At 68.8% G+C, this 14,160-nt stretch carries 8 protein-coding genes; 4 read left to right on the forward strand and 4 right to left on the reverse strand.

What is annotated here, in order from left to right; all coding sequences use genetic code 11:
• Positions 1-63: 63 nt before the first annotated feature.
• Complete coding sequence (locus EDF50_RS08340; RefSeq protein ID WP_123519368.1) at positions 64-1,110, reverse strand: hypothetical protein; 1,047 nt, start codon at positions 1,108-1,110, stop codon at positions 64-66.
• Between the two features lie 178 nt (positions 1,111-1,288).
• On the opposite strand from EDF50_RS08340, the gene EDF50_RS08345 reads away from it, so the two are divergent.
• Positions 1,289-3,757: an excinuclease ABC subunit UvrA gene (locus EDF50_RS08345; protein WP_123519104.1), complete on the forward strand. Its 2,469-nt coding sequence runs from the start codon at positions 1,289-1,291 to the stop codon at positions 3,755-3,757.
• A gap of 81 nt (positions 3,758-3,838) precedes the next feature.
• Here EDF50_RS08345 and EDF50_RS08350 read toward each other — a convergent pair whose 3' ends face one another.
• Positions 3,839-4,738, reverse strand: a complete 900-nt coding sequence (locus tag EDF50_RS08350) for an SDR family oxidoreductase (RefSeq protein ID WP_123519105.1) — start codon at positions 4,736-4,738, stop codon at positions 3,839-3,841.
• A 162-nt stretch (positions 4,739-4,900) separates the two neighbouring features.
• Here EDF50_RS08350 and EDF50_RS08355 point away from each other — a divergent pair, with 162 nt between their 5' ends.
• Positions 4,901-5,311 (forward strand): ester cyclase, encoded by a 411-nt coding sequence (locus EDF50_RS08355; protein WP_123519106.1) that lies wholly within the window; start codon positions 4,901-4,903, stop codon positions 5,309-5,311.
• A gap of 119 nt (positions 5,312-5,430) precedes the next feature.
• On the opposite strand, the gene EDF50_RS08360 is transcribed toward EDF50_RS08355, so the two are convergent.
• Both EDF50_RS08360 and EDF50_RS08365 read right to left on the reverse strand, forming a co-directional pair.
• Positions 5,431-5,724 carry a hypothetical protein gene (locus tag EDF50_RS08360; protein ID WP_123519107.1) on the reverse strand — a complete coding sequence of 98 codons (294 nt, stop codon included), beginning with the start codon at positions 5,722-5,724 and terminating at the stop codon, positions 5,431-5,433.
• Positions 5,725-5,867: 143 nt separating this feature from the next.
• Complete coding sequence (locus tag EDF50_RS08365) at positions 5,868-6,254, reverse strand: iron chaperone (protein WP_123519108.1); 387 nt, start codon at positions 6,252-6,254, stop codon at positions 5,868-5,870.
• A 315-nt stretch (positions 6,255-6,569) separates the two neighbouring features.
• On the opposite strand from EDF50_RS08365, the gene EDF50_RS08370 reads away from it, so the two are divergent.
• Both EDF50_RS08370 and EDF50_RS16425 read left to right on the forward strand, forming a co-directional pair.
• A complete protein-coding gene (locus EDF50_RS08370; protein WP_123519109.1) occupies positions 6,570-13,319 on the forward strand; it encodes a PA14 domain-containing protein in 6,750 nt (2,249 codons plus the stop codon).
• On the forward strand, positions 13,316-13,867 hold the full coding sequence (locus tag EDF50_RS16425) for a hypothetical protein (protein WP_148076792.1): 552 nt from the start codon (positions 13,316-13,318) through the stop codon (positions 13,865-13,867). The genes EDF50_RS08370 and EDF50_RS16425 overlap by 4 nt, the downstream gene beginning before the upstream one ends.
• Positions 13,868-14,160: the final 293 nt, after the last annotated feature.

Below are 14,160 nucleotides of genomic sequence, written 5' to 3' on the forward strand. Positions count from 1 at the left end.
CCCGCCGCCTGCGGCCTGGCGCCCGCCGCCTGCGGCCTGCCGCGACACCGGGACGGGCGAGGGTCAGCGGCGGAGGTACGCGTCGACGAGCAGGGGGCCGCGGATGGCACGCAGCTCGTCGAGCAGCCGGGGCACCGTCTGCCGCGTCAGCCCCGAGAGCTGCAGGTCGTGCGGCCCGAGCGAGGGCAGCTTGCCGGTGCGCAGCCGCACCACCTGCCATCCGGCGGCACGAAGGGCTGCGTCCTTGCGGCGGTCGGCGGTCTCGCGATGCCCGACGTGTTCGAGCCCGTGTCGCCCGGTCGAGTCGTACTCGATCGCGACCCGCAGCTCGCTCAGCACGATGTCGGGCCACACCTCGACGTGGTCGAAGAACGGCCGCCCGACACGGACGGCGTTGAGCCCGGGCTCGAACTCGAGTCGTGCGCTCAGCTCGGCGCGCAGCTCGGCCTCGACCGCCGACGCCGGCTTCGGCGCACACGTGCTGACGAACGGGGTGCCAGTCGTCAGCATCGGCGTCTTGTCGCACACCGGCCGGGAGGCGCGGGTCGGCCGGGAGGCGCGGGTCGGCCGGGCCTCGCCGGCGGGCCCGGAAGCCGGGGGCGCGTCCACCCGGGGCGTCGTCGACGGCAGGCCCGTGCTCGAGGAGCGGCGACGCCGGGGCAGGGGTGTCGTGGCTGCCGGCACCGCACCTCCTGTGCTCCGGTCGTCGGCGACATCGGACCAGGCGGTCTGCCCCGGCACGGCTGCGGCCTGCGCCCGGACGACCGCAGCCGGCGCCATCGGGGGACGCATCGGCAGCGCGCGCGGCTTCGCCAGCTCGCTGCAGTCGGGGCACCACGACGACCGCCGTCGCTCGCGCCCGGGCCGATGCCGCTGCTCGTCCGGAGTGGCGACGAACACGTGGCCCGCGTCGCACAGCCAGCACAGCCACACGTCGGCCGCGGGCGGGATCTGGCTGAGCACGACGCCGGAGTTGTGCTCGGGGCGGTACTGGCGCACGAGCACCGGGTACGACGCCCAGGCCTCGCGGTAGCTGCCCACGGGGTAGGGCACGGCGAGGCCGCGCGACGTCTGACGTCGCGCCCACCAGGCGGCGATCGGCTCGGGCACGCGCACACGGTACGACGGGCCACCGACACTCAGGCTCGCCGCCCGTGGCAGGTCGGCGGGTTCCCGTCCTCTCCGGCGGGTCAGCGCCGACCCGCCCCGGAGGACGGGAACCCGCCGACACCCCGTCGGGGCGAGGAGGCGCGGGCCCACTCCGTCGCGCACCCGTAGCATCGACCGGATGCCCGACATCGCACCTCCCGACATCGCACCTCCCGACGTGCCCACCCCCGCCGGCACCCCCGCCGACGTCCTCGGCCGCGGCTTCGTCCGCGTCCGCGGCGCCCGCGAGAACAACCTGCGCGCGGTCGACGTCGACGTCCCGCGCGACAGCATCGTCGCCTTCACCGGCGTCTCGGGATCGGGCAAGTCGTCGCTGGCCTTCGGCACGATCTTCGCCGAGGCGCAGCGCCGCTTCTTCGAGTCGGTCGCCCCCTACGCGCGCCGTCTGATCGCCCAGGGTGGTTCCCCGCACGTCGACGAGATCACGGGCCTGCCCCCGGCCGTCGCGCTCCAGCAGCGTCGCGGAGCCCCGAGCTCGCGGTCGACCGTCGGCACCCTGACCACCCTGTCGAACTCGATGCGGATGCTCTACTCCCGGGCCGGCAGCTACCCTGCCGGGGCCGACCGCCTCGAGTCGGACTCGTTCTCGCCGAACACCGTCGCCGGGGCCTGCCCGCGCTGCCACGGGCTCGGCGTCGCCCACGAGGTGACCGAGGCGTCGGCCGTCCACGACCCCGGCCTGAGCATCCGCGACGGGGCGATCACCGCCTGGCCGGGAGCCTGGCAGGGCAAGAACCTCCGCGACGTCACGAGCGTGCTCGGCTACGACATCGACCGCCCCTGGCGCGACCTGCCGCAGACCGACCGCGACTGGCTGCTCTACACCGACGAGCAGCCCGTGGTCGAGGTGACGCCCCAGCGCGACCGCGTCGCCAAGCCGTACAAGGGCCGCTTCTGGAGCGCCCGCGCCTTCGTCCTGCACACCCTCGCCGACTCGCAGAGCGAGACCCAGCGCACCAAGGTGCTGCGGTACGTCGAGAGCGGGCCGTGCTCGCTCTGCGGTGGCAGCGGCCTGACCCGGGCGGCGCTCGCCGTGACCTTCGCGGGGCACACGATCGCCGAGCTGAACGCCCTGCCGATCGCCGAGCTGGGCGACGTCCTGCGACCGACGGCGACCCTGACGAGCGCGTCGGCCGCGGTGTCGAACGCGTCCTCGGGCGAGGTCACCGAGGTCGCCGTCCGCATCGCCGCCGACCTGCTGGCCCGCACGACCGTGCTCGACGACCTCGGGCTCGGCTACCTCAGCCTCGGCCGTGCGACGCCCACCCTGTCGCCGGGCGAGATGCAGCGGCTGCGCATCGCGACGCAGCTGCGCTCCGGCCTGTTCGGCGTCGTCTACGTGCTCGACGAGCCGAGCGCCGGCCTGCACCCCGCCGACGCCGAGTCCCTCGTCGAGGTGCTCGAGCGGCTGCGGGCGAGCGGCAACTCGGTCTTCGTCGTCGAGCACGACATGAGCATCGTGCGTCGTGCCGACTGGGTCGTCGACGTCGGTCCCGGCGCCGGCAGCCAAGGAGGCGCGGTGCTCTACAGCGGGCCCGTCGCGGGGCTCGCCGGGGTCGAGGACTCGGTCACGCGACGTTTCCTCGAGCCACCCGTCGCCGGTCGCGCCCCAGGCGAGCCGCGCGTCCGCCGCGAACCGGTCGCCACCCTCGAGCTGCGCGGCGTCACTCGGAACAACCTCGACGGCGTCGACGTCGACCTGCCGCTCGGGGTGCTCACCGCGGTCACGGGGGTGTCGGGCTCGGGCAAGTCCACGCTCGTCGGCGGCGTGCTGGCCGAGACCGCGACCGGGCACGAGCGGGTCGACCGCGTCGTGCAGGTCGATCAGAAGCCCATCGGACGGACGCCGCGCTCGAACCTCGCGACCTACACGGGGCTGTTCGACGCGGTGCGTCAGGCCTTCGCCGCGACCGACGAGGCCAGGGCCCGGGGCTACGGTGCCGGACGGTTCTCGTTCAACGTCGCCGGAGGCCGCTGCGAGGTCTGCCAGGGCGAGGGGTTCGTCTCGGTCGAGCTGCTCTTCCTGCCGGGCAGCTACTCACCGTGCCCCGAGTGCCACGGGGCCCGCTACAACGACGAGACGCTCGAGGTCACCTGGCACGGCGCGACCGTGGCGGACGTGCTCGCGATGACCGTCGACGAGGCGGCGACGTTCCTCGGCGAGGTGACAAGCGCCTCCCGGGCGCTCGAGACGCTGCGGCAGGTCGGGCTCGGGTACCTGCGACTGGGCCAGCCGGCCACCGAGCTCTCGGGCGGCGAGGCGCAGCGCATCAAGTTGGCGACCGAGCTGCAGCGGGCGCGCACGGGTCACACGCTCTACCTGCTCGACGAACCGACCACGGGGCTGCACCCGGCCGACGTCGAACTTCTCGTGGTGCAGCTGCAGCTGTTGGTCGACGCGGGCAACACCGTCGTCGTGGTCGAGCACCACATGGGCGTCGTGGCGGCTGCCGACCACGTGATCGACCTCGGTCCCGGCGGAGGGGACGCCGGCGGTCGCGTGCTCGCCGTCGGCACGCCCGAGCAGGTGGCCGGGGCGGCCGGCAGCCGCACGGCGCCGTACCTCGCCACGGCGCTGCCGGGTTGAGGCGTCGAGAACCGAGGAGGCGCGGGCCGGTCGACCCGCGCCTCCTCGGTCCTCTCGTCTGCCGAGACCTCTCGACGAGCCCTACGGCGAGACCATGCCGCCGTTCACGTTGAGCGTCTCGCCCGCGACGAAGCTCGACTCGGCCGAGGCGAGGAACACGTAGGCGGGGGCCTGCTCGGCGGGCTGGCCGGCACGGCCGAGCGGGGCCTCGCTCGAGCCGAACTCGGGCAGCGACTCGGGGTCGACGCCGTCGGTCACTTGCAGCACGGTCCAGGTCGGGCCGGGCGCGACGACGTTGACGCGGATGCCCTTCGAGATGAGCTGTTGGGACATGCCCTTCGACAGGTTGTTGATCGCACCCTTGGTCGCCGCGTAGTCGAGACGGTCGGGGGCGGGCGTGTGGGCCTCGGCCGAGGCGGTGTTGATGATCGTCGAGCCGGGGGCGAGGTGCGGCACCGCGGCCTTGACGATCCAGAACGGCGCGTAGACGTTGGTGCGGAAGGTCAGGTCGAACTGCTCGTCGGTGATGTCGGCGATGTCCTCGTGCCAGACCTGCTTGCCGGCGACATTGACGACGGCGTCGAGGCCGCCGAGTCCGTCGACCGCCTTCTCGACGAGTTCACGACAGAAGGAGGCGCTGGTCAGGTCGCCGGGGATCGCCACGGCCTTCTGGCCCGCGGCCTCGATCAGCGCGATCACGTGGTCGGCGTCGGACTGCTCGCTCGGCAGGTAGTTCAGGGCGACGTCGGCGCCTTCTCGGGCGTAGGCGATCGCGACGGCGGCACCGATGCCGGAGTCGGCCCCGGTGATCAGGGCCCTGCGGCCGGTCAGGCGTCCCGTGCCGCGGTAGGTCTCCTCGCCGAGGTCGGGCACGGGCGTCATCTGCGACTGCAGGCCGGGCTCGTCCTGGTGCTGCACCTCGGGGCTGATCGTCGGGTAGAGCGAGCGCGGGTCGGCGAAGGTGTACTGGTCGCGGGTCATGCGGGGTCCTCTCTGGTTCGCGGGTGCCCTGGACGCTACGCCGGGCGGGCTCCGGGGCGTACCCCGCGGCAGTGGCAGTGGCAGTGGCAGTGGCAGTGGCAGGCGAGCGGGCGTAGGCAAGACGGGTGCCGCGACCCTCGCGGCCGGAACGGAGACACGACCATGGCGACCGAGATCACCGAGGGCGGGCAGGCCACGCTCGACGCCGTCGAGCGCATGCGCGACCAGGAGCGTCCGCTCGGCGAACGCTTCACCGACGACTTCACCGACCACGACCCCGCCGACGGGCAACCCGAGGGCGGCGGCGGCATCGCCTGGTTCTGGGAGCAGTTCGGGGAGTCCTTCGGCGACGTGGACCGCACCGTGCTCGAGACGATCGCGACGCCGACGAAGTTCGTCACGATCAGCGACGTCTCGGGCACGCACACCGGCGAGTTCATGGGCCACGCGCCGACCGGGAGGCGCTTCACCGTGCGCAACGTGCAGGTGATCGGCTACCGCGACGGGAAGGCCAGCGATCGGTGGGGGTCGACGGACGTCCTCGGCATCCTGCAGCAGCTCGGCCTCGCCTGACGTCTGGCCTCCTGGCCTCCCGGCCTCCCGGCCTCACGACGAACGAGTGGTCCCGAACAGTCGTCCGCTCGGCAGCGGAGGACTGTTCGGGACCACTCGACGACGTGCGTGACGTGGGGCTAGAAGTTCTGCGTCATGATCAGCGCGCCGGCGATCATCGAGCCGATGTTGGCCAGGATGCCGATGAAGCCCAGCACGATGCCGACGGTCGCCAGGGTGCGCGCGGCGGGCTCGCGCTTGCGCGACAGGAAGCCGAGCACCACGGCCGCGATGGCGAAGAGGATCCACAGCACGGGCAGGAACAGGCAGAAGACGATGCTGATGATGCCGAAGACGAGCGACAGGATGCCCATCGTCTTCTTGGTGGTCGTGGCGGGGCCGGTGGTGCCGGGGTAGGGGGTGGCGTCGCTCATGTCGGGTCTCCTCGGGATCGGGGGTGAGGTTTTCTCGTCGAAACTAGCCACTTTCGGGCCGCGAGGGCCGCGTGATCGGCTTGCTCGTCGAGAAACCCGGTGATCGTCATGGCCGGATCGGTCGCGGTGCGCGCGCCGAGCCGTCAGTGCGTGACGGCGAACGCCGGGGGAGGCGCGTCCACCGTCGTCGCCGAGCCGCAGGCGATCGCGCGGCTGATCCGCTCGACCAGTTGGTCCGGCACGGGACGGCCCCAGCCGAAGGCGACGGTGTCCTTGGCGCGTCGGTGCGGGGACACGTCGCCCTCGAGGGCTTCGTCGAACCGGGGCACGGGGTAGATGCCGAGGTGGCGGCTCCAGGCCGCGAAGTACAGCGTCGGCCCGCCGTCGAATCGGATCGCGGGCATCCCATAGCGCAGGCTCTCGACACCGCCGGCGCACCCCGCATGGATCGCCTGTCTCACCCGCTCGAGGGCTTCGCGCTTCTCGGGCGGGAACCCCGCGATGTACTGATCGACCACGCTGTCGGCCATGACGAGTCCTCTCGTTCGCTGGGCACCAGTGTGCGACGGAACGGCCCCGACCGCCAGCCCTCGCGGCGGCCACGTCTCGTGACGGCCACGCCTGCCGCCGTCTCCCGGCGAGACCGTCTCGGACACCCGGGCGGGTAACGGTCCTGTAACTGCTTGCTCGGGCGTGTACCCCTGCCGGCGGTCGCTCACGGGCTGTGGTTCCCGAACTCTCGGCATGAAGGATGCGCCCCATGTACCCCAGCCCACGTGACTCCGCGTGACCCTCTCCGATATGGGTATTTCTCATTCGTGTGTCACGTTTATTCTCGTTGTGACATGGGTCACGGAGGCTCGTGCGAGTTGGGGTTGCAGATGTTGTCTGGTCGGGGGCGCCGGGGCGCCGTGGTGGGTTCGGTCGCGGTGTTCGCGTTGCTGGCGGAGTTGCTGGTCGCGGTTCCCGCGGTGGCGGCCGAGCCGACACCGGATCACGGGTCGGTTCCGCCGATCTCGTCCGACGCGGTCGACCCGGCTGTGCCGAGGGTTCCCGAGGGGGACTCGGTCCCGGCGGTGGGCGAGGACTTCGAGACCGCTCCCCAGCGCATCGGGCAGGCGCCGAAGGCTGTGACGGAGGGCACGCCGAAGGGTGACGAGGCTTTCGACATCGAGTCGGCGACGTTGGTCGACCAGTCGGAGTTCCAGGACGTCTACGAGAGCGACGACGGGACGAAGATGGCGGTCATCAGCCCCGAGCCGGTGAACGTCGAGCAGGCTGATGGTTCGTTCGAGCCGGTCGAGACGACGCTGGTCAAGCGTCGCGACGGCGACATCCAGCCTGGCGCGCATCCCCTCGCACCGGTGTTCGCCGACACCGCTGCTGACGGGCCGGTCGTCACCGTGACCCGCGACGGCCACACGATGGGCATGCAACTCGTGGGGGCCGCGGACACCAGGGCCATCCGCAAGGTGTTCCCCTGGTCGAGTACCCCGGCGGATCTCGTGCGCTACCCGGACGTGTTCCCGGGCATCGACCTGACCTATCAGGTGACGAGCGGGACGGTCAAAGAAGAGCTCGTGTTGTCGAAGGTCCCCTCGGCGAAGAACGGTTCGTGGACGTGGAACATCAGCGCTCCCGGCCTCGACGCGAGCATCGACGACAACGGTGCCGTGATCTTCACCGATGCCAGCGGTGCGACGGTGTTCGGCATCCCGGCGCCGATGATGTACGACTCCTCGGGCGTCGAGGGGGAGAAGACCGACGCCGAGGCGATGGTCCCGCTGACGCTGAAGAAGACGACCGCCGGGTGGGCCCTCACCCTCGCGCCGGAACGCGCCTGGTTGACCGACGACGCCCGCGTCTACCCGGTGCATGTGGACCCGACCACTGCTGGTGGGTACATGCACGACATCCACTCCTACCGGAGCGACGGTGTCAGCCGCGTCGACGGGCTCTCCCGTGTGGGCAACTCCCGGGACGGTGGCGACAAGTTCTGGCGCACGGTGCAGCACTACGACTACGAGCAGTTCTTCGGCAAGCAGATCCTCGACGCCTACCTCGACACCGCCTACCCCGGCGGTGGGTCGCCGGCGACGTACCTCAACACGCTTCACGCCGCCACGGCCTTCAGCTACACGGGTGTCGGCAGCCATCTCGGGAGCTGGTATCTGGGCAACGGCACGGGTGGGGTGGACGATGACCGTCTCACCCAGCTGATCGCTTCGTTGGTGAACGCGAAATCTCGCGGTACCTACTTCATGCTCCGCGGTCATGAGGCCGCGAAGGTGTACTCGTACAAGCCCGTCAACTCAGCCCTCCATGTCGTCTACAAGAGTTTTCCCGAGACGGGCGGGGCCCTTGCGCCGGCCCCGGCGAACGGTGGCCGGGCGTCTCTGACTCCCACGCTGAAGATCGACGCGTTCGATCCCGAGCGGACCGGTCTGCAGTACCTGTACCGCATCGGTGAGAACCCGAACCCGGACGTGTCGCCGGTGTGGCTCTCCGGGTGGCAGGGGGCCTCGAAGGCCACCGTTCCGGCGGGCGTGCTGCAGCCGGGTAAGACGTACTACTGGAAGGGGTACGTCCGTGACGGGTACGACGGCCAGTTCGGCACGTCCACCGTGCGCGGTTCGACCACCTGGTCGTTCTCGACGAACACCCCGGCCCCGACGCCTCCGCAATCGAGTGCGTCGATCGCGGATGGGACCGTGATCACCGCTCTGACGCCGACGCTGTCGACGGGGACGTCGACGGATGCCAACGGTGACCCTATCCAGTACCAGTTCACGGTCGCGACCGGGACGGATGGTGTCACAGGGGCTGTGGTGTCGTCCGGGTGGCTGGCATCGCCGTCCTGGGTGGTGCCGGAGAACACGTTGCAGGACGGCGGCCGGTACACCTGGTCGGTGCGGACGAACGACGGCTACGACATGCCGCAGCCGTCGTGGCGGAACGCCCTCGTGGTGAACCAGCGGATCGGTGAGTCCGGGCCCGCACCGGTCGACACCGCAGGCCCGGTGACGGTGAACCTCGCCAACGGCAACGTCGGCCTGCGATTCGAGTCCCCGACGGTGTCGACCGTGGGCGGCAGCATGGGCATGGCGTTCAGCTACAACAGCCTCAAGCCCACGGTCGGCGGCCTGACGGGGTCGTACTACGACGTCACGCCGGCCGCCGGCGAGATGCCTTCATTCGATTTCACCGGCAAGACGCCTGTGCTCGTCCGCACGGACCCGGCCGTGTCGTTCGACTGGGCGCTGGGGTCGCCAGGCCCTGCCGTCCCGAACGATCACTTCCTTGCTCGCTGGAAGGGCTTCATCAAGGTGCCCACGGCCGGGAAGTACACCTTCGGGGTCAACCGCGACGACGGCGCCCGCGTCACGATCAACGGCACCAAGGCCTACGACTCCGGCTGGACGCGCGGATCTCGAAGCGAGACCACGCAGTGGGGTTCCACACTCGATCTGACGACCGAGCCGGCACCGTTCCTGATGGACTACTTCGAAGCCACCGGTGCCGCAGGGATCGAGCTCTGGGTCAAGAACGACAAGGGCGATGCCTACGTCGTTCCTTCCTCGTGGTTCTCCCGCCAGGTGGAGACCCTGCCCGCGGGCTGGTCGGCGTCGACCGCGTTGAACGGTGACGCCGGCGATTGGTCGAGCGTCCAGGTGACCGACAGCGCCGCGATCCTGACCGACACCACCGGGACGGCGCACACGTACACCAAGACCGGTGGCGCGGGTGCGTCCACCGGGTACAAAGCGCCCGAGGGCGAGTACGGCGTCGTCGCTCTGGATGCCACGGGAAAGGTCACGGTCACCGAGGACGACGGCACGGTCACCGTGTTCGGTGCCTCGGGCCGGGTCGAGACCGTCACCGGTCCCGGCGACGCCGTCAAGCGTGCCACCCCGATCGCCGCCTACGTCGGTGGGACCGGGATGATCCAGTCCCTGTCCGACCCGCTCTCGTACGACACCGCGTCGAAGACGTACACGCGGCAGGTGACCTTCGCCTACGGGGCTTCCGCAGGTACCCCCTGCACCGCGCCTCCGTCCGGGTTGGCTGCTGCGCCGTCGGGGATGCTGTGCAAGATCAGCTACCCGGACGCCACGGTGACCGACCTGTTCTACGACGCCAAGGGCAACCTCGCCCGGATCGTCGATCCCGGCGACGAGATCACCGACTTCGGCTACGAGGACGGCAGGCTCACCACGCTGCGGGATTCCCTGGCCAACGACTGGCTGGCCGTGCCGAACACGGGTCGGGTCGACGCACCCACGGTGAAGACCCAGATCGCCTACGACGACAAGGGGCGCGCGACGAGCGTCACCCTCCCGGCCCCGGACGGTGTGACCGATGACACCCGCCCGCAGAAGACCTACGCGTACGGCCCCGTCACCGGTGCCGGCACCGCGACGGTCGACGTCGTCGGCCTGACCGTCCCGGCCGGTGCCCACGCGATGACCGTCACCTACGACGATGCGTGGCGGCAGCTGACCTCCACCAGCCCGTCGGGGCTGACCAGCAGTCAGGTGTGGAACGGCAAGGACATGCAACTGTCCTCCACCGACGCGCAAGGCCGCATGTCCACCACGATCTACAACGCCCAGGACCGCCCCACCGACACCTACGGGCCCGCCCCCGCGTCCTGCTTCGGCAGCGATCGGAAACCGGTCCCGTCCTGCCCCGTCACGCCGGCACACTCGTTGACGGCATACGACCGAGGTCTCCAGGGTCTGAACGCGGTCTGGTACGACAACAACCGTTTCGCCGGCGCCCCCAAGGCCTACAGTCTCGGCCTGCCGGGTGTCACCGACGGGTCGATCGACAAGGACTGGGTGATGGACTCCCCGATGACGGGCATCCCGGCCGACGACTGGTCGCTGCGCATGACGGGGCTGATCACGTTCCCGACCGCGGGCACCTGGACGGTGAACACCCGCGCCGATGACGCCAGCCAGGTGTGGATCGATGACATCCCGTCCCCGGCCGACCCGGCACCGGGCGCCGTGCACGACGCCCCGGGTGTCACGATCACCACGACGGCGGCGAACCAGCAGGCCCGCATCCGCATCCACTACCTCGACAAGACCGCGAACGCGACCCTCGGTCTCTTCTGGACGGGACCCGGCACCGCCAAGGCCGTCGTCCCCGGAACCGCGCTCACCCCGGACTACGGTCTGGCGACCTCGAGCACGACCGACGACGCGGCCCCGGCCGGTGTGGCAGGGATCTCGAGCGCTCAGGTGCCGTCGCAGACGAGCACGACCGAGTACGCCAACCCGTGGCTCGGCCAGCCGACCGCGACCGTCGAGGACCCGGCAGGGCTGGCCCTGAAGAGCGCGACGACCTACGAAAGCGTCGGCGGAAAGGGTCACCTCCGCCGCCTGACACGCACGCTGCCGGCTCAGGCCGCGGCTGGACAGACGAAAACCGAGTATTACGACGACGGGGACAAGACGCTCGCGGATGTCTGTGAGGTGCCTGCCGGAACGCCCCAGTACGGTGCGGTCAAGACCGTCACACAGGCCGCAGGGATGGTGACCACCATGGTCTACGACGTCCTCGGTCGAGTCGTCGGTACCCAGCGCACAGGTGACACCGGCTGGGCGTGCATCACCTACGACGACCGCGGACGTACCACCACAGCGGTGACCACCGCTACGAAAGACAGCCCCGCCAGAACGACCGAAACGAACTTCGCCGTCGGCGGTGACCCCCTGAAGTCGAGCGTCTCCGACGGCTCCGTCGCAGGTTCCAACGAGAACAGCACCATCACGACAGAGATCGATCTGCTCGGCCAGGTCGTGAGCTACAGGGACGTCTGGGACACCGTCACCACCACCGCCTACGACCCCACGGGCAAGGTCAGGTCGACCACCACCAGGGCCGCCGAGGGGGCGCCTCACAGGCAGGCGTTCGAGTACGACGCGGACAGCCGGATCACGGAGGTCACCTACGACGGTGCCGTCCTGGCGCTCCCGGTCTACGACCGGGGCGAGCTCGTCTCGGTGTCATACCCGGCCGGTGCAGGGAACTTCGGCAACGGGTCCGTGCTGCAGTCCATCCAGAAGAACGCTGCTGGTGCCCTCACCGGGCTGACGTGGGCGTTCCCGAACGGGCAGCCATCGGTGACCGATCAGGTCGTCCGGTCCCAGTCAGGACGCATCCTGACCGACACCGCGACCTCGGGGGCTGTATCGAACGTGTCGTCCTACGGGTACGACGCCGCTGGCCGGCTGATCACGGCATCGATCCCGAGGCACCAGCTGACGTACTCCTTCGCCAGCGCCACCTGTGGTGCCGCAGCGGCCGGGCGGAACGGCAACCGGACCTCCTCGACGGACGCCCAGGACGGAGGCGCGGCGTCGGTCACGACGTCGTGCTACGACACCTCGGACCGGCTCTTGTCGACCACCGTGACCGCGCCTCCGGCGGGTGCGACGCCGACGGTGCAGACGATACCGGCAGCGAAGATCACCTACGACGCTCACGGGAACACCACACGTCTCGCCGATCAGGTCATGACCTACGACAGTGCTGATCGGCACCTGACCACGGTGTTGGATGACGGCAGCAAGGTCGTCTATCAGCGTGACGCCACCGATCGGATCGTGAAGCGAACGCAGACCACGAAGGCGGGGGTGTCCACGTCGACGACGTATTCCTTCTCCGGGGGTGGGGACAGCCCGGATCTGGAACTCGATGACCGGGGCGCCGTGACCTCGTCCGTGGTCTCGCTGCCCGGTTCGGTGTTGGTGTCGATGGGGGTGGGCTCGCAGTCGTGGTCGTACCCGAACATCCACGGGGACGTCATCGTCACGGCCGACCAGACCGGCACCCGGTCTGCTGGGCTTGCCGTGTACGACCCGTTCGGCCAGACCATGGATCCGGTGACGGGTGCGTTGGGCACGGTTCCGGCGAACCAAGCAGGGCCCGACAACGAGCCCGGTGACGCCGACTACGGCTGGCTCGGCCGACACCAGAAGCTCAGCGAGCACCTCGGCACCCTCGCCATCATCGAGATGGGTGCGCGGCCATACGTCGCCGGTCTCGGGCGGTTCCTCGAAGTCGACCCGGTCGAAGGCGGCGTCGACAACGACTACGTCTACCCGACAGACCCCGTCAACGATTTTGACCTTACAGGTGAATCGAAATGGGGAAACTTCTGGTCGTCAGCAGGTCGAGTAGGCAAAAAGCTTCTCGATAGCCCTGTGGCACGAGGCTTTGCAATTGGTTTGGCTACGGCAGCATTGTGCGCAACTCTTGTAGGTTGCGTCGTAGTCGGTGCCGCCACTGGAGCCGCACTAGGTGCTGCGAACTGGGCAGCAAATCACCGAAGGGAGAAGTTCAGCAAGCATGTAATTTCTGGCGCATCTCAGGGGGCCAAGATCGGCCTAGTAGGGGGATCTCTGGGTAGCCTAGCGCGACGTGCGGGCCTTGATCAGGTGCGCATGCTGGGACTAACAGGTGTAGGGCGGCATGCGATGAAACCCATGAAGACTAAATATTTTGTATCGACGGGAAAATTCGCTCATCGAGGTGCTGTGACAATGGCGCGGAAGCTACGAGGGCATGGGCGCCGAAAATGAAACTTGTGGTTAATGTCGGGTGTAGAATGAAACATGGACTCTCGGGTCCGGCTGCGATTACGGCTGCCGGTATTTTATTCTTTATTACAGGTGCCGTTGTAGCCTCCCTGTACTTCGATTCTCTTGGGCTCACATCCGTAGCTGGCGTTACAAGTGGTTTTGCGGGCGCTGCTCTAGGCTCGTGGATTAAAAATGAAATACTGCGGCGTCGCGAAGGATCGGGTTGCGTCACATATTCTGAACTACATTATGCTATAATTCTTGATCGGGGTCTCGCAGGCTATGACAAGGATGCGTGTGTAAAGACTCTCGCCTTTGAGCGCGTTAGGCTCATAAGTTCTGCCTTCTTGTCTTCAGTAATAATGGTTGGGCTAGCCGTCGGCAGTTTCATGCTCGGGTTGGATGCTGGGGCGAGCATGCTTAGCTACGTTGTCGGAGGGGTCGCCTTCGCCGTGATAGCAGTCTGGGTCTTGGTGGACATAAGACTACGCCTGTCAAAATTATCAAGGCTTCGTGCCGACGTTTTGGCGGACTTCGAAAATAGATAGCTAGCTGAAAGGCGAATTGACTACCATTTCTTGCTTCGGTGCCGAGGGGCGGAGCCGGGCGGTTCATGTTTTTCACTACTAACGCAGATCGGCGCGAACGTCGTCGTCCTTTCACCGAGGCCCGTGTGGCCTTTTCTTCGGCACGAGGTAGTTCGACTTTTCTTGGTATGTTGCCTGATTCCGCGCGGGATGACGTTTTGACCGATTCGCCGGGTCTCAGGCCATCATGGCTACCATGGGACTTCTTTCACAGTCGTATGCTGTGGGTAGATCCAATCACGAGTCGCAGGGAG

Source organism: Frigoribacterium sp. PhB24 (assembly GCF_003755185.1).
GTDB lineage: Bacteria > Actinomycetota > Actinomycetes > Actinomycetales > Microbacteriaceae > Frigoribacterium.